The sequence below is a fragment of the Pseudomonas sp. HUK17 genome, assembly GCF_001566765.1.
This window is the reverse complement of the sequence record NZ_LSMW01000002.1, coordinates 12,760-33,039: the sequence shown is the minus strand read 5'-3', so window position 1 is coordinate 33,039 and position 20,280 is coordinate 12,760. Positions and strand designations below refer to the sequence as shown.

Below are 20,280 nucleotides of genomic sequence, written 5' to 3'. Positions count from 1 at the left end.
CCGGTTGGCTCCTCTGAGCCGTTTGTTCTTCTAGACAGGTCGACACCGGGGTGCAGCGGACCTGCAATGTGTTAGCGGCTATCCGCGCGCCGCGCGAATGGTGCACCGTGCACCACTACGTTGGCTGCTAGACGCGTGAGGCTGATCAGTGCCCCTACTGCATGTGGTGCACCGTGCACCAGTCGGATGCTTCAGCCTGCGAGCTCCCTGATCCGTTCCAGCGCTTCAGCAAACACCTTACGCATAGAATCAATCGTTTTCGAAGACGCGCCTTTCCAAACGAGCAATGGAACGCCCTGATCAAGCGCTTTGCCATAGTCCTCCGAATAGAAGAGCACCTCCTCGGCAACCCCTCCCGGGAAGAGCTCATTCAAGACGCCTAAGTTGTTGAGAATCCGAGGACGGTTGCGAATGAACATTGTTGGAATTGCGAGAATGCCGGGCGAGCGCTGATAGGCGTCAGCGAAGCGAACTAACCAGTCGTTCAAACGGAGAAGCGCGCGGAAACTGAACTTGTCCATCCGCACAGGACTGATCAAAAAGTCGCTTGCGACGATAGAGTTTTTGGTGAGTCGAGAGGCAGTCGGAGCGTTATCGAAAATAATGACGTCGTAAGCGGAAAGATCAACGCCCGGAACGTCGCCTCTACGAGCACGCTCAAGCCAACGTGCATACCAGAAATCGGAGTTGTCCTCGGCATCCAGAGCTACGCCGAGATCCTCCAAATGCGCATCGGCCGGTATCAAGTGAGGGCCATACTCACCGAAGGGCTTTTTAACGACGTCCGAGAATGACTTCGGGTCAAACATACGCCCGCGGAGGTCGCGACTTAGAATGCTTCCGAGGTGACCGTCGACATAGCGATCAGCAGGAATACCCAAAGCTTCCAGGTCAGAGGGCTCCAGGTCTGGGTCGTACCCAAACATGCTGGACAAATCGCCTTGGGGATCGTTGTCGATAACAAGAACACGCAAGCCACACAGCTGGAGGTAAATAGGCAGGTTTGCAGTGGTGGTTGTCTTGCCGGTGCCGCCTTTCTGGACGAACGTTGAGACGACGACCTGGCGCCCGAGGCCTTTGGTGTAGCCCTTACTCCGGCGCAAAGCGGCCAAAGCAAAAATATCGGGCAAGGTATAGGACCGTGAGGTAACAGTACCTCTGGCGATCCTTCGGATCTCGATCCCGTTCTCCTCCTCGATATCCTTTAGGCGCCGGGTGGTCACGCCTAGGCAATCGGCAGCGAATTTTGGCGGGTAGGGCAGGGAGGCAAAGTCGGTATAGTTCAGCTCGCCCAACGGCACTTCGGTCTGGTCAGCCATTTTCACAGTTCTCGTGGAGAAAACGCTATCGTAGCCACCTTTTCATTGGACGCAAGCCGTAGTTCAGGAATTTAGATAATTTTAGCCACTTAACCTGAACTGAATAGACAAAGTGGTCATGACACGTTATCGAACAAAAGGCCTTAAGATTGCAGGCTATTGGGTCGCCGCGACATCAGCGCCTGATCTCATCATGATGGCTACATCACGCTTACCTAGCGGGCTGGAGTTCAAGCCATAGTTTCAAGCACAGCGACAGCCACGCATTTGAGTGGCTGCGGGTATGTGGCTATCTAAGTGGTGTCTGGATGCAGGGCTAACCCTGCGAAGCCTTTCCAGGCCTGCGGGAGTCCCCAAAGCGCTTGACCTATGCGTGCCCAAACTAAGGCATCTGGTCTCGGATACGAAAAGTGATGGCGGCGGCTAGCGTGCCGCTCGAGTGCGGAGCCTGGCGCGAGCTGCAGCTTCGCTTTCACCTGGCATTGCCAGGTTGCTCAGCTCAAGCTGGGTGATTTGTTCGGTACCAATGTTTTTGTCTTTCGGCTCAAGCTTCACCCGCTTTTTTGCCGTTTTAGGCCCATAGCTGAAGATGATATGACTGACCGAACGTCCCGTACGGCGCTGGCTGTACTCGACCTTATAGGGTGACCATTGGCTCACCTGCTCACAAGCCACATCAAGCACCCACTTCTTGAAGTCTTTCAGCACGGGATAGGCATTGCCAAGCGCGAACCAGTCGCGGAGCGATTCTAGGCTCACCTCACGCATACCTTTGGGGCCCCACGTCAAAAGCAGTTCGTACAGCCTGATAGCGTACTGGGATTCAAGGTGAGCGATGTCAGGGTAAGGGTACTGCGTGAAGTATCCGGTGAGCTGAGTGAGGTAGGGCAGAATGTCTTTTGAAAAACGTAGCTCGACGCGGCCTTCGCCATCGATGTAGTCGACTGTCTGAACCCAACCCGTTTGGCGACGTTTCTTCGGGATCGGGCCCGCGCCATTGGGGAGGTGGGTCAGCCACACGTCTCGCTTCTTCAGGTTGAACGCGGCCTGCTTCATGCGGCTGTACATGGACGTCAGCGAGACACCTGACTCTCCAGCTAGCTCTTGAGCCGAAACGGAATACATGACGTCGTCCGTAACAGGCTCATCTCGCCGAACCTTGGTAATCGCCGTCAGGATGATGCGTTGTTCCAAGACGGTCAGCTCGTACGACGCCTCGATCAAGGCGTTGCTCTTGTAGATCATCGGAGCGTTCATGGCGCGATCACAGGCTAGCTCTGGGTTGGCGAAGCCTACACCCTATGCACACACCAAATCCCTCCCTTTTAAGCATTTACAACGTTTCCTCCTAACACCAATTTCCTCCCTTTTTAGCGAATGGATCCGCCCGTCAGCGTCTAAACATCAAGGCCTTAGCACCAAATCCCTCCCTGTAAACCGTCAATTCACCCCCAAAAAGGGCGTAAATAACGAGCCACCAAATCCCTCCCTGTTAAGCACCAGATCCCTCCCTGCCACACACCAAATCTCTCCCCGACAATAACCAAATCCCTCCCTTTGATGCACCAAACCCCTCCCTTTTTAAGTGCTGGAAGCCCTGATAGACGCGGGTTTCAGGGGCCTGTAAAGGAAAAAGTAGTAAAGGATAAAAAAGGGAAAATGACCTGTGGATAACGCACCAAATCCCTCCCTTTTTAAGCCGCCCTTACCTCTGCAACCCGCTCAGAATGCGGGTTACAGAGCCTTCCTCGCATCAGATTCGATGTAATCAGCACTCAATCTGCAAATCAGAACTCGAACGCGATCTGCGATGCGGCAGGGTGGATCAGCCGAATGCGAGCCTCCACGACCTCTTCAGGCTTGCCAGCGTACAGCTCCGCGTAACGAGCCCTGACCTCGGGCCCGGTAGTGCACGCGACGTCGAGCTTCAACAGCCGCGCGACGGTCAGTCGTACGTCAGCGAGCAGGTCTGCTTCCTGAGCAGTGGGGATACAGGTAGGCCATCCCGAGACGTAGTGCAGATGCCGCGGGATGGTCCCTTCTGCGGCTTCGCGTATGCGGCATACCTCTTTCGCGTTTCGGAGCTGCTCCAGCGCTTTGGGGGCGAGCAGGTGAGGCGCAATGTCGCCGAGCCACGCACCAGACTGAAATGCGAACGAAGAAGCTGCTTCCAGGGCGACCATCCGACGATAGGTGTCCTGATTGCCAACGCAGGTCGTAGAAGCGATGAGGTCCGGTTTGGAAGCCATGATGCAAAACGAGCAGCTCACGCGGCTCATACCGTACCGGGTGTAGGCCTCATGCAGCTCCCGGCCGTGGCCCGCAATTTCTCCCAGGACCTCTGGCAGCGTCCATTCGATGATCGAATTCCACACCAGGCCCTGCAGGCCTCGCCGGCTGAGTCGGGTGTCTACCTTGGCTACCGGCATCTTGCTGCGACTAGAGCTTTCCTGGCGACGGATGCCAGTGACGTTGATGATGTCTCGTCCGGGAAATCGCTTCTTCAGATAGCTGGCGATCACCGCACTCTTGAGCTCCGAGGTGCAGAAGCGCATCGACGGTGTGCTCCAGGGCAGGATCAGCTTGACGCACGACAGGTCAGCGTAGCGACGAACGTTGTTCTGCCAACGGCCCTCCCAGCGCTCCATCATCCCGCCCGCTTCGCGGCGAACGACGGCGAGCTCCCAGCCGATCGCACTCGCCAGTTCCTCGCACTTGGGCAGGCTCTGCTCCCACTCCACCGAGCCAAGATCGGCATGGATCAGCAACCGAGGCCCACGGTGGCCAACCTGGTCGAGGTAGGCGGCCGTTGCCAGGGCACAGGCGTCCGAGTCCTTGCCTCCGCTGACGCCGATGGCGACCACGGCATCACGGGAGAGGAGGGCATCGATTTCAGCAGTTCGGGCGACGACAGACATGTGGAGATCCGCAGTTGGAAGGACCTCTGCAGCATCTCCCATTCCCCAGGAATGCAACGTTTGCAGGGTTTGCGTCCATGCCGGATCACCCTTGCATTCTCAGGAAAGGTGCCAGGGTATCGAGGTACCCCTCATGGACCTGAGACGATGGATATCCGCTACGACGAATTCGTTGGTTACTCGAGCACATTGCTCACGCGCCGGGGAAAGACCTGCCGCCGATGAACGTCGCGTCAGTTATCAAAAAAGTACGCGGCACCGGCAATCCGCGGCTGTACTACGCCCGCGGCCACGTGACGGTCACCTTCCAGACGCAGTACGGGCCGTTGCAGATCGGTGAGGCCTAGGTGGCCTACCCAGGCCCGGATGACGATACGACCGAATGGGAAGTGTTCATGGCGGTCGAGCTACAGGAGCAGACCTGGTCGTTTGGCGCCACCCGTATTGTCGACGAGCATGGCGTCCCGTCACCGGTTGACGCGGGTGAGCTGTGCATTGAGCTGATGGATGCGATCAGTTGGGTCGGCTGGGAGCCCTATGTCGAAGCGACGCTCCCAGCGCGTGAGGCAAGCTGGAACGCGGTCAAGGACCAGTACCCTGATATCCGAGTCGACCCCTGGGGTGCAGGGTGGGGTAAGCCAGGCCGGAAGGGTAGGAAGGGCCGAAAGAGCCGAAAGAGCCGCAGCGGGAAAGGCCGATCGGGCCGGAAATCGGGGATAGCGCGCCGAGGTGGCAAATAATGCGCAGTAGCAACCTGCAGACGACCGATGAGCCAGTTGCCCAATAGCGCCCGGGTGACCTAGGCAAGCTTCTGTCGCGACTTGGCAGTGAAGAGGGGAGGGGAGACGGATAAGCCAGAGCCTGCAGGCGCCGTCTGGCACCTGCTCCACCTGGTCTCGCTGGATAAGCCGTCGTAGAGCAAACCGTGCAACGGATGCGGCCTGTGTTCTATTTCCGAGGTGTGCGACCTCGGCATGGAGCTGGGTGACGAGGAGAGGTGCATAGCGTTGATTTCGCTCGGTACCGGCCGTTTTGCCTGCGGGCTGGTGGCCGATCCCTATCGGCTCCTGCCGCCGGAGCGGTTGGTTCTTGGCATGCGATCGACCAGCTAACCCCGGACGGCCAGGGCGAACAGGCCTTGAAGGCGCATTTAGCGGGCCTGCTAGGCGCCGGCACGCGGGTGCGATGCTGATGACGAGACGATCCAGGCGTTTCAAGGCGAGGCAGATACAAATCGGCAGCTGCCTCTCCTGTGATGCAGCAGCAGGCCCTGGGCGTTTACCCCTCCCCGCTGTCTCGCCCTTAGCCTTATACCGCCGTTAGATGGGGCGTACCCGTGACACGAGTCCGTGCCGCGCCCCTACACCGCCAGGGTAACCGCCCCAGACCAAACTTGGACAGGCGACACACTCCAGGACCAGGATGCTGTTCGGTACACAAAAGCGCCGGGGATAATCAGGCTTCCACCGTTTAGATCCGAGATGTCATGAACAAGGCAGTTGTTGTCGTTTTCGCAGGATTGGCCCTCTTGGGCTGTAAAGATGAAAAGGTTGTGCAGACCAAGCAGTGGTACACCGACCACGACAGTGAGCGCAAAGCGCGGGTAGAGGTCTGCCGGAATGATGCAAGGGAGGAGGCCACGCCCGACTGCCAGAACGCGCTGGAAGCCGAAGCCTCGGTGTTTCTGTTTGGCAAGGATCCTTCCAGTAACAAGTCCCCGGACATCACACCTCGCTAAGGCCTCCTTCGGCCAGGAGCAGACTGGCAAGCTTCCGAGCGTCGACCGGCTCGAAAGGGGTGGTTGATCAACTCCAGTAGCGCGGATGGGGTCTTTGGCACCAGCGGCTTGCTGCAGGTGACGCCCATGCTCTGCCTGGCCGGCACCTGGTGATACGCCAGCAGCCCTCTAAGAGCTTTCCTCCTCTCCGCGGCTCAGTGGCGGCATACTGACCCGACCAGCTGCCCCCAGGAGAATCGCAGTGATCAAAAACGGTATGCCGCCGATCCACCCGGGCGAGATCCTCAGGGAGGAGTTCCTGGTACCGCTGCAGACCGACACGATAGCGTTTGCTGAGCGGCTTGGTGTTCCGGCCGCTACGGTGGAGGCGGTGGTGAATGAGCGCGCGCCTGTGACGTCTGAGCTAGCGTCGAAGCTGGCTGCATTTTTCGACACGTCGGAGGGCTTTTGGCTGTCGTTACAGGCCACCTACGAGGAGAGAAGTGCGGCGGTCGCCCAGCAGGCTGGCGGGACCATGCCCGTGTGCGGAACAAAGCAATAGCGTATGGCGCTTCAACTGCACTCCGCTGAGCCGGCGACACGCCGATATGGAGCACCCCACGATGACAGCTCGGGCGGCGAGCCATGGCCGATCTAGTCGTTCAGGCGTTCGTGGAGGGTCAATGGCAGGACGCACTGAGTATCCGCTTTGACGATCCCACCAGGCATCCTCTCAACAGCCCTTGCAGCTGCCGGTACCTGGCGCCATTTCTCGCTCAGTACCTGACCGAACCTGGCCCATCGCTGCAGCACGCCGTGAGCGCGAATCTCCCGCTGAGCTGGGACGTTGTGCGTCTTCCGCATTGGCCCGCGTTCCTGTTCGATATCGTGCACCTCTGGTGCTGCGCGTCGATTCCTGCTTCCTCGTCTGCCACGTGCAAGCGGACTAGGCACTCAGCCGGCATTTGGACTGCTATCGCGCTGTACCCGTGCCCCGATCGGGCAGCTGCGGATCCGCGAAGCAGCACCAGTCCGCGAGGAGGTGGCGCCGATCGCATTCCGGCGAGACCAGGTCATCAATCTGGGCCTGGACTTCCTTGATCACGCCTATGTGCAAGGCGCCCCCTTAGGCAGCGGTACCGGCGCCGGGGGCGATGCGCCAAAGCTGCTGCTGACCGAGGGCGATCAGGACCCGCTTTACCTGGACGGGATGCTTGCTGATGACTTGGCCGCTCGGCACTGGCTCGTCAAATTTCCCCGCAACCAGGGTCGCGCTGCTGACCAGGACGTGCTTCGTAGCGAGTACCGCTACTACCTGGCGCTCGACAGCCTGGGCCTGGAGACGATCGTTGTTGATGAGCTTGCGCTGGAGGAAGGTAGGCAGCCGAGCCTATGGTCGCCGCGCTTCGACCGCCGGCCAGGTGCCACGAGTCTTGCGCAGGTCGCTGTGGAGTCGATCTATTCGTTGACGGATATGCTGGTGCTCGGGAGCTACCTGGAGCACCTCGACGCTATTGAGGTCCTAGTAAGGTATGGCGGGCCTCCGGCTAAGAGGCCGCTACTCCAGGCTTACTCGATGAGTACCTGCTGCGAGCCTTACTGAATCGGGTGCAGGGCAACACGGACAACCATGGCCGAAATACCGCCATCCTGCGCGACGGTGAGGGTGTATGGCTCGCGCCGATCTACGACCTGGCGCCAATGGTGATGGATGAGCAGGCGTAACTCGAGCGACCAAATGGCCGGCGCCGGTGGAGCAGGCCGGGACCAGCAGTTTGGCGGAAAGTCTGCCAGCTGTTGGCGGTATGGGACGATTCAGAGAGGCTGTGGCCTGCACTAAGAAAAAGCGCCGAGCGACTGCATGCGCTGCCTGACCTCCTGCAGCCGGTGCTGCCGAGGAGTACCCGGAAGCATCTTCGGATCCCGCTGCGGTGGCTAGATGGTTACCTGCAGAACGCAGAGGCTAGGGGTTTGGCGCGAGCTGACACCTTCAGCTGCCGCAGCTTGGCGTTTTCGATGGCGAGAGCGCTGATGAGCTCCTCAGCCAGCTGGTCGGCAGTGCTCAGGTCCGCCTGGTCCAACTCCAGCTCCTTGTACTTGCTGTAGGCGGTGACCTTGGAGGAAATCGCCTGGATAGCGAGGGGTCCGTATTCATCCGGATCCTCGTGGTAGAACGCGAAGTCGCCTACGGCGAGGTCGCCCGCTTGGCTGTGCGCTCCATAGGCTTCGGCCAGGGTAAGATAGTAGGCCGCCAGTCGGTCAGTGCTCGCCGGCGAGATCGATCACGACTTCGGCTAGCTGCGCTGCGGTGAGGAGCGCCTCCGGCTTAAACGGCAGAATCTGCTGTTGCTTCATCGACAGGCCCGTTGCCTGGCCGTGCTGCCTCATTACTTCGATGGCACTGAAGCGGGTTGGCTCGTCAAGATGGAAGACCAGGCGGCTCGCTACGACGGCGCTCTGTGCTGTAGCAGTGGAAGGGGAGGGGAGGTTCCGGTGCTCATGGTGAGGCTCCTGGTTAATATCTGCCAATCACCCTGACACAGCTTTTCAGAACGCAAGGGGGCGGCTCCCTGACAGGCCTTGCGTTGATTTCCAAGACTGTTGCGACATTCTGGAAATACAAAAACCGGAAGTAGCCAATGACAGCATTCGACCCAAAGCTGCCGTTGGCCGTGGGCAGCTAGCGGCCAATAGCGGAAGATTGGCTGGCAGGTATGCATCGCTATGTCTCCAGGCCTTGGGGAAATAGCTCGGGGTTTGAGAAAGCCTGCTTAAGATGGTCGTACACCAATCGCACCCGCTTCGATACAGGGCCCTGCTGCGGGCGGTATATGAACAGATCCCATGGCGCTGGAGCGAGATCAGCCAAAACAGAAACCAGCTTGCCTGACCGCAGATGGGGCTCAGCCAGATAGGCAGGAATTTGGCCAAAGCACATGCCTGCCAGGGTGGCTTCCAATTCCGTGTCAGGATCATCACAGATAAGAGCTGGCTGCCTGGGCGTGAATGTTTGCCCGTCGGCAAATAGCCAAGGCCAAGGGCGACCATTTTTCTGGTCGATCAGGACTGAAAGTGGCAGCTGAGCCAAGGCATCCAGAGATCTAGGTATTGTCTTTTGCTCTATTAGCGCCGGGCTTGCGACAACGTAAAACGGCACGGGAGCTAAGGCCCGTGCGACGTAGCGCCGGTCGCGAATAACACCCACCCTGATGCCAATATCGATATGCGCCTCAACGGCATCGGTCATCTGATCTTCCAGGCGGAGATCGAATTGCAGGTCTGGATGTGCTGAGGCCAAGGGCTGAAGAAACGGTATTAAGAAGCGCCTGCCAATAGCATGTGGAGCCGTGATTCCCACCCTCCCTGACAGCTCAGGTTCCATCCTGTGCGACCGGAATAGCGTGTCGAAATGCTCCAGAGCTGATCTGGCATCTTTGGCGTAATCCTGACCGAAAGCAGTGATGCTCACCTGGCGGGTATTACGGTGAAACAGCGATTCGCCAAGCTCCGTTTCCAGGGCTTGAATGGCTCGGGTAACCCCTTGCGGGGAGATACCTAATCGGGTTGCCGCTTCGCGGAAGCTACCTGCCTCTGCTGCTGTGCAAAAAATCCTGACCATCTCCATGCGGTTAAGCATGTTGCCCTCCCATTTATTCCATATTCAGGAATATCTTAATCCAATCTTTTCCATTTATTGAGATCAATCATGGGGCTAAGGTTTGCGCACTGCCAGGCTAACCAGCCATGGCGAAGTACAAACCCGCCGATGAGGTTCTCAACATGAGCAATAACATTTCTGGAAAAGTTGTCGTTATCACCGGCGCCAGCAGTGGCTTGGGTGAAGCGACTGCACGCCACCTTGCTGCGCTTGGCGCGCGCGTAGTGCTGGCCGCACGCCGCAAAGATAAACTCGACGCGTTGGTGACTGAGCTGACCAATGCAGGTGGTCAGGCAATCGCGTATCAGACCGATGTCACCTCTCAGGAAGAGGTCAAAACGCTCATTCAAGGTGCCGTGGACACCTACGGGCGCATTGATGTACTGGTCAACAATGCCGGGCTGATGGCAATTGCACCGCTCAGTGATGCTCGCACTGACGAGTGGGATCGCATGATCGACATCAACATCAAGGGGCTGCTGTACGGAGTCGCGGCTGCATTGCCGGTCTTCCAGAAACAAAACAGTGGCCACTTCATCAACATCGCATCGGTTGCAGGCCTGAAGGTATTCAGCCCTGGCGGCACGGTGTACAGCGGCACCAAGTTTGCTGTGCGGGCCATCTCCGAAGGACTGCGTCACGAAGTCGGTGGCAGCATTCGCACCACGACTATCGAACCGGGTGCCGTGGACTCCGAGTTGAAACTCGGCAGCTCCCACCAACAGAGCCGCGATTTCGTTGTGGACTTCTACAAGCAAGCAATTCCCGCTCAATCCGTCGCTCGGGCTATCGCCTTCGCAATTGAGCAGCCTGCTGAAGTGGATATTAACGAGATCGTTCTGCGCCCAACCGTGCAGGAATTCTAATGAGTTTAGGGCCTGCCGCTTCGGCGTCAGGCCCCGCTTATATGGAGTGAAAAGCTGTGAGCAACGTAACTGAATCGCTTTCGAGTGGGGGACTGATGAAGGCCTTGCGCCTAGACAGCTATAACGCGAGCACCCTGCTTGAAGTCGAAGTCGCAAAGCCTTCGCCACAACAAGGGCAGGTACTGGTAAAGATTAAAGCCAGCGGCGTTAACCCAATCGACTACAAAATTCGCCTGGGGCAGGCCCCTTACGCGATGCCTGAGTTACCAGCGATCATTGGCACTGATTTGGCTGGCGTCGTTGAGGCAGTGGGCGAAGGCGTTACTCAATTCCAAGTTGGGGATGAGGTGTATGGTCTGACTGGCGGTGTGCGTGGATTGCAGGGATCTCTAGCCCAGTACGCGGCAGTCGATGCAAATTTGTTAGCCATCAAGCCCAGAAATCTAAGCATGCGCGAAGCGGCAGCTCTGCCACTGGTGACGCTGACTGCATGGGAAGGCCTAGTAGATAAAGCAGCTGTGAAAGCGGGTGACCGCGTGTTGGTTCATGGTGGCGCTGGAGGAGTCGGGCATGTGGCCGTACAACTCGCCAAAGCGTTTGGTGCGGATGTTTATGCAACCGTGTCCCCGGCAAAGCAATCAATCATCGAGTCCTACGGGGCAACGCCCATCGATTATCAAAGCGTTGGCGTCAATGAGTATGTGACCCAGCACACTAACGGGGATGGCTTCGACATTATTTATGACACCGTTGGTGGCGAGTCCTTGGATCTGTCGTTCCAGGCTATTCGCCCATATGGGCACGTCGTCAGTTGCGCTGCTTTTTCCTCCCATAACCTAGCTCCGGGCTCCCTGCGCTGCATGACCCTATCCGGGGTATTTGTCCTATTGCCAATGCTTTCTGGCAAAGGGCGTTCTCACCATGGCGAAATCCTACGCAAGGCTGCCCAATTGGCAGAGGCGGGCCAGTTGAAGCCGCTGGTAGATGAGTTCCGCTTTACTTTAAGCCAAGCTCAGACTGCACATGAGATGCTTGAGCGCGGAGATGTACGAGGTAAGGCCGTCATTGATATCGACTAAGGGCCTTCGTGCCTGTAAGGCAGATCGTGCCATGCAGGGATAAGAGGAACTTGCTTCTCCTGATCCACCTCGGTGAAGCCGTTTTTTCACAGCCCTAACACCCGCATTGCCGAGACATCTGGTAATGCGGGTGAATAGTTCTGCTATAGAGCTCCCAGTCAGGCTCCAACCTGTGCCTATTGGCACCCTCTGCCAACTTGGCTGACGTGGCCTCTACGACAGCTTAAACACGCGTCGTGCATTTTCGTAGAGAAATTGCGCCTCAACCTCCGGGCTTAACCCGAGTTGCCCCGCAACGATGCGCAGCTCAGGGAAATCCAGTGCTACCTCATCCAGGTATCCGTGGCAAGTGGGTCTGCGCCGCGTGCGAAACGTTGATCCAGGCCACAGTGCCTGCGCAGGTGATCGACAAGGGCATCCCGACTGCCGGGCTACTGGCTCAGGTCATGGTGGCCAAGTTCGCCGATCACCTGCCGCTGTACCGCCAGGAAAAGATCTTCGCCCGCGCCGGGCTGGCCATCGCGCGTTCCACCCTAGCGCAATGGGTCGGCGCTTGCGGCGTCCAGCTGCAACCTCTGGTCGATGCCCTGCGCGACTGCCTGCTCCAGCAGGACGTCATCCTCGCCGACGAAACCCCGGTGCAGATGCTCGCCCCGGGCACGAAGAAGACCCAGCGGGCTTACGTCTGGGCCTATGCACCCAGCCCCTTCGCCGACCTCAAGGCCGTGGTCTACGACTTCAGGCCGAGTCGGGCCGGTGAGCATGCGCGCAGCTTCCTGGGCGACTGGCAAGGCAAACTGGTCTGCGACGACTTCGCCGGCTACAAGGCCAGCTTCGAGCAAGGCGTGATCGAGATCGGCTGCATGGCCCATGCACGGCGCAAGTTCTTCGACCTGCATGCTGCCAACCAAAGCCAACTGGCCGAGCAGGCCCTCCAGTACATCGGTCAACTGTACGAGGTGGAGCGCGAAGGGCGGGAGCTGCTCGCCGAACAGCGCCGGCAACTGCGCCAGGACAAAGCTAGGCCAATCATTGATGGCCTGCATAGCTGGATGCTTGGGCAGCGGCAGAAGGTGCCGGAAGGCAGCGCGATCGCCAAGGCACTCGACTACAGCCTCAAACGCTGGGCAGCGTTGGTGCGCTACCTGGATGACCGCAACCTGCCCATCGACAACAACTGGATCGAGAACCAGATCCGCCCCTGGGCCTTGGGGCGCGCCAACTGGCTGTTTGCCGGCTCGCTGCGCAGTGGCCAGCGTGGCGCAGCCTTGATGACGCTGATCCAGTCAGCCCGCCTGAACGGACACGATCCGTACGCCTACCTGAAGGACGTGCTCATGCGCCTGCCGACGCAGAAGGCCAGCGCCCTGGCCGAGCTGCTGCCGCACAACTGGGTGCCCGCCGGCAAGGTGTGATGCCAGTTCGCTTACACAGCTAGTCCATTCTGAGTTCGCTGAGATGCTTGGTATGATCTAGATATTTGCATTTCTAGATATATGGATTAGAATCATGCCATTCAGTAACCTCTTGATCAGCACTCCTACAGAGAGTGCATTGAGTTAAAGCCGTCTCAGGAGCGAGGTGAATCGCCTTGCTAAATCTATATTTACCGATATCTAGATCTACGAATGAACATGAACAAGCTGTTTAGCTCGACGAAGATTGGCCCCTATGACCTCCGTAATCGCATTGTGCTGCCGCCGCTTACTCGCTCGCGTAGCTCGCAGCCGGGAAACATCCCCAACGACTTGATGGCGACCTACTATCGACAACGAGCTAGTGCGGGTTTCATGGTCACAGAAGGAACTCAGATCGAGCCACGAGGCCAGGGCTATGCTTGGACTCCCGGAATTCACAGCCAAGAACAAATCGAAGGCTGGAAGAAGGTGACCGAAGCGGTACATGCAGAGGGCGGCGTCATTTTTGCGCAGCTCTGGCACGTTGGCCGGGTATCCCACACCTCGCTGCAGCCAAATGGCGATGCTCCTGTAGCACCATCAGCACTGCCAGCACGTAGCGTGAAAGTGTTCATCGAGACGGGACCAGGCACCGGTATCTTGGCGGATCCATCTGAGCCAAGGGAGCTTTCCACGACAGAGGTGAAAGAGCTCGTCCAGCTCTACGCCAAAGCAGCGCAGAATGCTCTAGAGGCCGGTTTCGATGGGGTAGAACTGCACTGCGCCAATGGTTACCTGGTAAACCAATTCATCTCAGCGCACACCAATTGCCGCACGGATGAATATGGTGGCAGCCTTCAGAACCGCCTGCGATTCTTGCGAGAGATAACACAAGCAGTTGCTGACGTGGTGGGTGCTGATCGTTTGGGTGTTCGATTTGCTCCACTGTTTGCAAGCACTGATGAGCTTCGTGTCTACCTAGGCCTTGTGGAAGAAAATCCACACGAGACTTACATTGAGGCCGTCAAGGTGCTGGAGGAAATTGGTGTCGCTTACCTGTCGCTGGCCGAAGCAGACTGGGACGAAGCTCCAGAGCTGCCAGATACATTCCGCAACGCGGTACGAGAGGTCTTCAGTGGTCGCATTCTGTGTGCGGGGAGATACACGGCAGAGCGTGCCGCCGCGGCAATTGAAGCTGGCTGGGCTGATTTAATTGCCTTTGGTCGCCCCTTCATTGCCAACCCAGACCTTCCACAACGGATCGCTAATGGCTGGCCGCTTAATTCACTGGATGACAGCAGCATGTATGGCGGTACCGAGAAAGGGTATGTTGATTATCCCTTCTACAAAAGCTGACAGCGCTGGAGCTGCGCGCCTCGTTGGAGTGCGCGCAGCAACTAAAATCGAAATATCGTAAAATCGCGAAAAGTCAGCTATGTGCCATTTACTATGAACATCGACGTCAGCGAAGCGTTAAAGGCTCTGGATAACCCAACACGCCTCGCCATCCTCACCTTGCTCAAGAACCCAAGGGAGAATTTTCCTGAGCAGGAAGCAGATCCCGATCAGCTTGGTGTGTGCGTAAGCATCATCCAAGAAAGAGTAGGGCTATCACAGTCGACCGTATCAAATTACCTCGCAGCCCTTCAGAGAGCTCAGCTGGTTACATCTCAGCGCATTGGTCCCTGGACTTACTACAAACGCAATGAGAAGAAGATCGAGCAGTTACTGAATGCGCTTGAGAAGGCCATTTGATACTTAGGGAGGCGCTGAACAATTCATCTGTTCGCGTCGTGTGCTGTTTTCAAGCCGAATTTTCAGCCAACCGGTCGTGGCACTGTCGTTCTGAGGCCGATTTTAGCCCAGACTTCACTGATTGGCGGGTCAGCATCCGTGTTGCAGGCGGATTTATCCCGCCAGTCGCTGCAAATACCGCTTGGCCAGCAGCAGATTGGCCAGCCCGAACAGGCTAAACAGCTGCGCGGTGTTCTTGGCCAGGCCGCGGTAACGCACCTTGCGATGTCCGAAGCGTACCTTGATCACCTGAAACGGGTGCTCGACCTTGGCACGCAGTTGCGCCTTGGCGTATTCGATCTTGCGCTTAGCCTGATACAACACACTGTCTTTGCCGTACTGCTGGTAACTGCTGGGCCGCGCGGCAATCGACCAAATCACGTTCCGGCCAGCATGCTCCGGGCGCTTGGCCGCGCCGGTGTAGCCAGCATCACCCACGGCATGCGACTCCTGGCCATGCAGCAACTGGTCGACCTGGGTCACGTCCGCCACGTTGGCCGCCGTGCCAATCAGGCTATGCACCAGTCCGGTCGCCGCATCCACGTCGATGTGGGCCTTCATGCCGAAGTGCCATTGGTTGCCTTTCTTGGCCTGATGCATGTCTGGATCGCGCTTGCCTTCGCGGTTCTTGGTCGAGGGCGGCGCGGCGATCAGGGTGGCATCGACGATGGTGCCTTCTTTGAACAGCAGGCCCCGGCTGGCCAAATGTTGATTGATCGTTTCAAACAGCGTCCGCGTCAACTGATGGGTTTCCAGCAACCGGCGGAAACGCAGCAGCTTCGTAGCATCTGGCGCTGAATCGCGACTCAGGTCGATCCCCACAAAACCGCGGATTGCCTGGCTGTCATAGATAGCATCCTCGGTGCCTTCATCGGAGAAGCCAAAGCACTGCTGCACTAAATACATCCGCAACATACGCGACAGCCCAATCGCCGACCGCCCGCGCTTACCCGCAGTGTCGGCGTAGAACGGAGCCACTTGCGCTTCTAGCATCGCCCAAGGCACCAACTGTTCAAGATCCGCCAGGAAGCGATCCCGGCGAGTCAGCTTCTTCTTGCTGGCATACTCCAGCTCGGAAAAGGTCTTCTGCATAGCGCGTTTCGGATTGTTTGAAGGAGATGGTCGAGAGGGCGTTCAGTGTGACAAGGGCTGGCACAGTTGGCTATTTTTGCAGTGGCTCCCTAAGTGCTTCACCGACGAGGATCTCGTCAATAATTTATTCGTCGCTGCGATCACCTGGGTGTATTTCCATGAGATCGGCCACCTCATGCAGGAGCATGGGGTTATCCGTGACGAGTTCGGGGAGGGGCATAGTGGCACCGTAAAGACCGCTGACGTCTACGATTTTGAAGCGTCACAGATTTTGTGTCGATTTTCGGTCGCATATACTATGGGGGAGTATTGTATAATGCGACAGTGTACCCAAGTAGAGAGGTGTTCGATGCCACACAGTCCGGAAGAAAAGAAGCAAGCACTGACGCGCATCAGGCGCATCAAAGGTCAGGTAGCGACTCTTGAGCAAGCGCTTGATGCAGGTGCGGAATGTCCTGCAATTCTTCAGCAGCTTGCGGCCGTTCGTGGCGCAGTCAACGGATTGATGGCAACGGTTCTGGAGAGCTATCTGCGGGAAGAGTTTCCCAGTAGCGAAATCAGGAGCGATTCGCAGAACAAGTCCATTGACGAGACCATCTCTATCGTCCGCTCCTATCTGCGGTAGAGGCACCAGGGTGCCCTCGGTGAGGGCAAATTTAGTTAGCTAGTAAAGGAAGCGACATCATGAAATCACGTGCAGCAGTTGCCTTCGGGCCAGGAAAGCCGCTGGAAATCGTCGAGATCGACGTCGAGCCGCCGCGCAAGGGCGAGGTGCTCATCAAGATCACGAACACCGGCGTTTGCCATACCGACGCCTTCACCATGTCGGGCGACGACCCCGAAGGTCTCTTCCCGGTCGTGCTGGGTCATGAAGGTGCGGGTATCGTCGTGGAGGTGGGTGAAGGTGTGACCAGCGTGAAGCCTGGCGATCACGTCATTCCCCTCTATACCGCCGAGTGCGGCGAGTGCCTGTTCTGCAAGTCCGGCAAGACCAACCTGTGTGTCGCGGTTCGTGCAACCCAGGGTAAGGGGCTGATGCCCGATGGTACGACTCGCTTCTCGTACAACGGTCAGCCGCTTTACCACTACATGGGCTGCTCGACCTTCAGCGAATACACGGTCGTCGCCGAAGTCTCGCTGGCCAAGATCAACCCGGACGCCAACCCCGAGCACGTCTGCCTGCTGGGCTGCGGCGTGACCACCGGCATCGGCGCCGTGCACAACACGGCCAAGGTACAGCCCGGCGACTCGGTGGCCATCTTCGGCCTCGGCGGCATCGGTCTCGCTGCGATTCAAGGTGCACGCCAGGCCAAAGCGGGCCGTATCATCGCCATCGATACCAATCCGGCGAAGTTCGAACTGGCTCGTACCTTCGGCGCGACCGAATGCCTCAATCCGAAGGACTTCGACAAGCCGATTCACGAGGTTCTGATCGAGATGACCGGCTGGGGTGTCGATCACACCTTCGAGTGCATCGGCAACGTCAACGTGATGCGCTCGGCACTGGAAGCAGCCCACCGTGGGTGGGGCCAGTCGATCGTCATCGGCGTGGCTGGTGCTGGCAAGGAAATTTCGACCCGCCCGTTCCAGTTGGTCACCGGTCGCACCTGGAAGGGTTCGGCTTTCGGCGGGGTCAAGGGGCGCACCCAACTCCCGGGCATGGTGGAAGACGCAATGAAAGGCGAGATCGATCTCGCCCCGTTCGTCACCCACACCATGGGCCTCGACGACATCAACAAGGCCTTCGACCTGATGCATGAAGGCAAGTCGATTCGCACGGTGATCCACTACTGATCACCCACTATCCATTCAACACCAACCACCAAGGAAATTAACCATGTCCGATCCTGTCATTTCCGGCGACGGCATCTTCTCGCACGTCTTCATCGGCGCCGCCGACGTCCAGAAGTCGGCCGCGTTCTACGACGCCGCTCTGGGTGCTCTCGGCATCAAGAACCTCGGTCCTTTCGGCAACGGGTGGGTGCTTTTCGGTCGCGAAAAGCCGGCTTTCATCATCGCCCGTCCGGGCAATGGTGAAGCGCCCTCCAGCAACGGCGTGACGATCGGCTTTGCGGCCGCCACTCCCGCCGAAGTGGATGCCTTCCATGCTGCCGGCCTTGCCGCAGGCGGTGCCGACGAGGGCCAGCCTGGCGCACGTGGTCACCTGCCGGGTGCCTATGCGGCCTACCTGCGTGATCCGGCGGGCAACAAGGTCTGCTCGTACACCTTCGTTTGAAAGCAAGGAAGCTGAGGGCGTTCTGAAAGGGCCAGCACAAGCCTCTATACGGCGAGCCTATTAGACGGACCGTGTAGAGCGGTGCCTGCTCATGAAGATCGGCCCGCAGCCATGTGCGAAACGCATGGCTGCGGGCATTTGCTTTGAAGTGTGTTTTTCAACCAATGAGAAATGAGGTCGTTATGCAAGAGCCGGCCAACATCAATACGACGACCGTACAACCCGCCCTGACCGCCACCGTGTACGGCATGCCGGCCTATGCCGATCGTGCTGCGGCCGTGGGTGAAGTGCATGCGCGCCCGTATCTCTTGATTCAGGCCCCCCGCGGCATATTGCAGCTCGCTTTCATGACCGAAGGCGATCAGGCCAGGGATCAGATGGCGATGAGTGAGTTGTCTCATCGCTTCGGCGTTGCCGAGCCCGACCACGCTACGCCGCTTCACGGCGTGACATGGGATGAGGGAGACCTGCACTGTGAAAAGCACACCGAGTTCTCAACGTATCTCTGGTGCGCTTCGCTGGATTCCGAGACGGGAGAGCCGTGCGGCGAAAATCCGTTCAAGCATGGATTTGTTCCTCCCGGCCCGGTCGTATCCGGCATCCGTTTGAGACTTCTTCCGTGGACGCCGGAAACGGAGAAGGAGGTCGATCGCTTCGATCCTGCCAGCCTGTGCTACTCGCTGGTGGAGAACGGCTCAGCGTCGCGTTGAGCTGGGTATGGAACCACAGCATCGGCTACCGCGGCTCTCGCATCATCATGCATGCGATTGCCGACAAAGAGCCCACAGCGTTGGATAAATCCGGCTCTCTGGATTGAGGTGCCCACCTTATCGGAACGTCAACTATCAGAAATGCCAGGGAGAGGAACTTGACCGATCTATTCACGACAAAGCCCAAGCCCCCCTTGGCCGAACTTCTGCGGCCCAAGGCGCTGGACGAATTCGTCGGGCAACGGCACTTGCTCGGCCCCGGCAAGCCGCTGCGTCTCGCGTTCGAGGCGGACAATTTGCACTCGTTCATCCTCTGGGGGCCGCCAGGCGTGGGCAAGACCACCCTGGGGCGCCTGGCCGCCAGTGCGACCGACAGCCGATTCATCGCCATCTCGGCCGTGCTGGCCGGGGTGAAGGACATCCGGCAAGCCATCGACGAGGCCCAGGCAGAACTGGACAACCATGGTCGATCGACGGTGCTTTTCGTCGATGAGATCCATCGCTTCAACAAGGCGCAGCAGGATGCCCTACTGCCCCATGTCGAGTCGGGGCTCCTGACCCTGGTGGGGGGGACGACCGAGCATCCGGGGCTGGCGGTCAATTCCGCACTGCTCTCGCGCGCGCAGGTCTATACCCTCGAACCGCTATCCGGCGACGAACTGAACCAACTCTACGAACGCGCACTGCCGCATCTCCAGGGCGTCACGTTGGACGCGGACGCGCTGGATCTGCTCAAGGGCTTTGCCGATGGCGATGGCAGGCGCTTCCTCAATCTTCTTGAGCAGGTGACGAATGCGGCGTCGGGCGCTGGCAAGACCGTGGTCGATGGCGAGTTCGCCAGGCTGTCCACCAGTCCATCGCTGCGCAGGTTCGACAAGGGCGGTGACGAGTTCTACTGGCAGCTCTCAGCCTTCCACAAGTCGCTACGGGGCTCCGACCCTGATGCGGCCCTGTATTGGCTGGCCCGCATCCTTGACGGTAGCGGCGACGTCAGCCAGGTGACCCGCCGCATGGTGGTAGTGGCCAGCGAAGACATCGGCAATGCCGACCCGCAGGCGCTGCAACTGGCGCTCAATGCCGCGCTGGCTTATGAGAGGCTGGGTTCCCCCGAAGGCGAAATACCGATTGCCCACGCGGCGACCTACCTTGCTGCCGCCCCCAAGTCGAACGCTGCCTATGCCGCCTGGAACAAGGCGAAGGCCTTCGTCAAGAACAGCGGCTCCCTGCCTGTGCCTCTCCATCTTCGCAATGCGCCGACGAAGCTGATGCAGCAGATGGGGTATCACGAAGGCTACCGCTACGCCCATGACGAGCCCAACGGCTATGCCGCTGGGCAAAGCTACTTTCCCGAGGGCGTGGCGCGGCCGGGCTGGTATCAGCCAACGGACAGAGGTGTTGAGCGCAGGCTGGGAGAAAGGCTTACTTGGCTGCGCTCGCTGGATGATGGGGCGCTGCCAGAGGCGGACGCCTGACCGGTCGTCTCCGAAACCGGCT

At 58.6% G+C, this 20,280-nt stretch carries 19 protein-coding genes and 1 pseudogene; 15 read left to right on the top strand and 5 right to left on the bottom strand.

The window, feature by feature from the left end; translation table 11 throughout:
* Positions 1-191: 191 nt before the first annotated feature.
* The 3 genes from AX284_RS01185 to AX284_RS01175 form a co-directional block, all read right to left on the bottom strand.
* Positions 192-1,319: a ParA family protein gene (locus AX284_RS01185; RefSeq protein WP_068383127.1), complete on the bottom strand. Its 1,128-nt coding sequence runs from the start codon at positions 1,317-1,319 to the stop codon at positions 192-194.
* A gap of 423 nt (positions 1,320-1,742) precedes the next feature.
* Positions 1,743-2,564, bottom strand: a complete 822-nt coding sequence (locus AX284_RS01180; RefSeq protein ID WP_201785579.1) for a RepB family plasmid replication initiator protein — start codon at positions 2,562-2,564, stop codon at positions 1,743-1,745.
* 542 nt (positions 2,565-3,106) lie between these two features.
* The gene (locus AX284_RS01175) at positions 3,107-4,237 is read right to left on the bottom strand and encodes a phosphoadenosine phosphosulfate reductase domain-containing protein (protein WP_068383125.1); all 1,131 of its coding nucleotides are present in this window, start codon (positions 4,235-4,237) and stop codon (positions 3,107-3,109) included.
* A gap of 221 nt (positions 4,238-4,458) precedes the next feature.
* Here AX284_RS01175 and AX284_RS12120 point away from each other — a divergent pair, with 221 nt between their 5' ends.
* The 5 genes from AX284_RS12120 (at position 4,459) to AX284_RS12115 (ending at position 7,679) form a co-directional block, all read left to right on the top strand.
* Positions 4,459-4,584: a hypothetical protein gene (locus tag AX284_RS12120; protein WP_269084836.1), complete on the top strand. Its 126-nt coding sequence runs from the start codon at positions 4,459-4,461 to the stop codon at positions 4,582-4,584.
* Between the two features lie 1,139 nt (positions 4,585-5,723).
* Entirely contained in the window at positions 5,724-5,975 is a 252-nt protein-coding gene (locus AX284_RS01165) for an EexN family lipoprotein (RefSeq protein ID WP_068383121.1), read from the top strand.
* Positions 5,976-6,216: 241 nt separating this feature from the next.
* Positions 6,217-6,516 carry a HigA family addiction module antitoxin gene (locus tag AX284_RS01160; RefSeq protein ID WP_153015297.1) on the top strand — a complete coding sequence of 100 codons (300 nt, stop codon included), beginning with the start codon at positions 6,217-6,219 and terminating at the stop codon, positions 6,514-6,516.
* A gap of 480 nt (positions 6,517-6,996) precedes the next feature.
* Positions 6,997-7,557: a HipA domain-containing protein gene (locus AX284_RS12015; protein WP_269084835.1), complete on the top strand. Its 561-nt coding sequence runs from the start codon at positions 6,997-6,999 to the stop codon at positions 7,555-7,557.
* A 5-nt stretch (positions 7,558-7,562) separates the two neighbouring features.
* A complete protein-coding gene (locus AX284_RS12115; protein ID WP_269084834.1) occupies positions 7,563-7,679 on the top strand; it encodes a HipA domain-containing protein in 117 nt (38 codons plus the stop codon).
* A 997-nt stretch (positions 7,680-8,676) separates the two neighbouring features.
* Here AX284_RS12115 and AX284_RS01140 read toward each other — a convergent pair.
* Entirely contained in the window at positions 8,677-9,591 is a 915-nt protein-coding gene (locus AX284_RS01140; protein WP_068383117.1) for a LysR family transcriptional regulator, read from the bottom strand.
* Positions 9,592-9,734: 143 nt separating this feature from the next.
* Between AX284_RS01140 and AX284_RS01135 the strand changes: the two genes are divergently transcribed.
* The 5 genes and pseudogenes from AX284_RS01135 to AX284_RS01115 all read left to right on the top strand — a co-directional run bounded on the left by AX284_RS01135 (position 9,735) and on the right by AX284_RS01115 (position 14,709).
* Positions 9,735-10,478 (top strand): SDR family oxidoreductase, encoded by a 744-nt coding sequence (locus tag AX284_RS01135; RefSeq protein ID WP_068383196.1) that lies wholly within the window; start codon positions 9,735-9,737, stop codon positions 10,476-10,478.
* 95 nt (positions 10,479-10,573) lie between these two features.
* Complete coding sequence (locus AX284_RS01130; protein WP_068383115.1) at positions 10,574-11,557, top strand: zinc-dependent alcohol dehydrogenase family protein; 984 nt, start codon at positions 10,574-10,576, stop codon at positions 11,555-11,557.
* A 338-nt stretch (positions 11,558-11,895) separates the two neighbouring features.
* Positions 11,896-12,972 (top strand): annotated as a pseudogene (gene tnpC, locus AX284_RS01125) (IS66 family transposase); the annotation flags it as partial.
* Between the two features lie 213 nt (positions 12,973-13,185).
* A complete protein-coding gene (locus AX284_RS01120) occupies positions 13,186-14,310 on the top strand; it encodes an alkene reductase (RefSeq protein ID WP_068383113.1) in 1,125 nt (374 codons plus the stop codon).
* 93 nt (positions 14,311-14,403) lie between these two features.
* Positions 14,404-14,709 (top strand): ArsR/SmtB family transcription factor, encoded by a 306-nt coding sequence (locus AX284_RS01115; protein WP_068383111.1) that lies wholly within the window; start codon positions 14,404-14,406, stop codon positions 14,707-14,709.
* Positions 14,710-14,862: 153 nt separating this feature from the next.
* Here AX284_RS01115 and AX284_RS01110 read toward each other — a convergent pair whose 3' ends face one another.
* Positions 14,863-15,840, bottom strand: coding sequence for an IS5 family transposase (locus AX284_RS01110; protein WP_068383109.1), 978 nt, complete (start codon positions 15,838-15,840; stop codon positions 14,863-14,865).
* Between the two features lie 349 nt (positions 15,841-16,189).
* On the opposite strand from AX284_RS01110, the gene frmR reads away from it, so the two are divergent.
* From frmR to AX284_RS01085, 5 genes are all read left to right on the top strand, one after another.
* Positions 16,190-16,465, top strand: a complete 276-nt coding sequence (frmR, locus tag AX284_RS01105) for a formaldehyde-responsive transcriptional repressor FrmR (protein ID WP_007182548.1) — start codon at positions 16,190-16,192, stop codon at positions 16,463-16,465.
* A 59-nt stretch (positions 16,466-16,524) separates the two neighbouring features.
* The gene (locus AX284_RS01100; RefSeq protein ID WP_068383107.1) at positions 16,525-17,634 is read left to right on the top strand and encodes an S-(hydroxymethyl)glutathione dehydrogenase/class III alcohol dehydrogenase; all 1,110 of its coding nucleotides are present in this window, start codon (positions 16,525-16,527) and stop codon (positions 17,632-17,634) included.
* Positions 17,635-17,677: 43 nt separating this feature from the next.
* Positions 17,678-18,076, top strand: coding sequence for a VOC family protein (locus tag AX284_RS01095; protein WP_068383105.1), 399 nt, complete (start codon positions 17,678-17,680; stop codon positions 18,074-18,076).
* Between the two features lie 182 nt (positions 18,077-18,258).
* Positions 18,259-18,786 (top strand): DUF3422 family protein, encoded by a 528-nt coding sequence (locus tag AX284_RS01090; RefSeq protein WP_009681674.1) that lies wholly within the window; start codon positions 18,259-18,261, stop codon positions 18,784-18,786.
* Positions 18,787-18,944: 158 nt separating this feature from the next.
* On the top strand, positions 18,945-20,258 hold the full coding sequence (locus AX284_RS01085) for a replication-associated recombination protein A (protein ID WP_068383103.1): 1,314 nt from the start codon (positions 18,945-18,947) through the stop codon (positions 20,256-20,258).
* The last annotated feature ends 22 nt before the right edge of the window (positions 20,259-20,280 follow it).

Excerpts from the sequence above, each read along its gene's own strand:
- AX284_RS01180 (WP_201785579.1), bottom strand. The coding sequence starts at position 2,564 with ATGATCTACAAGAGCAACGCCTTGATCGAGGCGTCGTACGAGCTGACC.
- AX284_RS01135 (WP_068383196.1), top strand. The coding sequence starts at position 9,735 with ATGAGCAATAACATTTCTGGAAAAGTTGTCGTTATCACCGGCGCCAGC.
- AX284_RS01140 (WP_068383117.1), bottom strand. The coding sequence starts at position 9,591 with ATGCTTAACCGCATGGAGATGGTCAGGATTTTTTGCACAGCAGCAGAG.
- frmR (WP_007182548.1), top strand. The coding sequence starts at position 16,190 with ATGCCACACAGTCCGGAAGAAAAGAAGCAAGCACTGACGCGCATCAGG.
- AX284_RS01175 (WP_068383125.1), bottom strand. The coding sequence starts at position 4,237 with ATGTCTGTCGTCGCCCGAACTGCTGAAATCGATGCCCTCCTCTCCCGT.
- AX284_RS01165 (WP_068383121.1), top strand. The coding sequence starts at position 5,724 with ATGAACAAGGCAGTTGTTGTCGTTTTCGCAGGATTGGCCCTCTTGGGC.
- AX284_RS01090 (WP_009681674.1), top strand. The coding sequence starts at position 18,259 with ATGCAAGAGCCGGCCAACATCAATACGACGACCGTACAACCCGCCCTG.
- AX284_RS01115 (WP_068383111.1), top strand. The coding sequence starts at position 14,404 with ATGAACATCGACGTCAGCGAAGCGTTAAAGGCTCTGGATAACCCAACA.
- AX284_RS01110 (WP_068383109.1), bottom strand. The coding sequence starts at position 15,840 with ATGCAGAAGACCTTTTCCGAGCTGGAGTATGCCAGCAAGAAGAAGCTG.
- AX284_RS01120 (WP_068383113.1), top strand. The coding sequence starts at position 13,186 with ATGAACATGAACAAGCTGTTTAGCTCGACGAAGATTGGCCCCTATGAC.
- AX284_RS01185 (WP_068383127.1), bottom strand. The coding sequence starts at position 1,319 with ATGGCTGACCAGACCGAAGTGCCGTTGGGCGAGCTGAACTATACCGAC.
- AX284_RS01095 (WP_068383105.1), top strand. The coding sequence starts at position 17,678 with ATGTCCGATCCTGTCATTTCCGGCGACGGCATCTTCTCGCACGTCTTC.
- AX284_RS12120 (WP_269084836.1), top strand. The coding sequence starts at position 4,459 with ATGAACGTCGCGTCAGTTATCAAAAAAGTACGCGGCACCGGCAATCCG.
- AX284_RS01130 (WP_068383115.1), top strand. The coding sequence starts at position 10,574 with ATGAAGGCCTTGCGCCTAGACAGCTATAACGCGAGCACCCTGCTTGAA.
- AX284_RS01100 (WP_068383107.1), top strand. The coding sequence starts at position 16,525 with ATGAAATCACGTGCAGCAGTTGCCTTCGGGCCAGGAAAGCCGCTGGAA.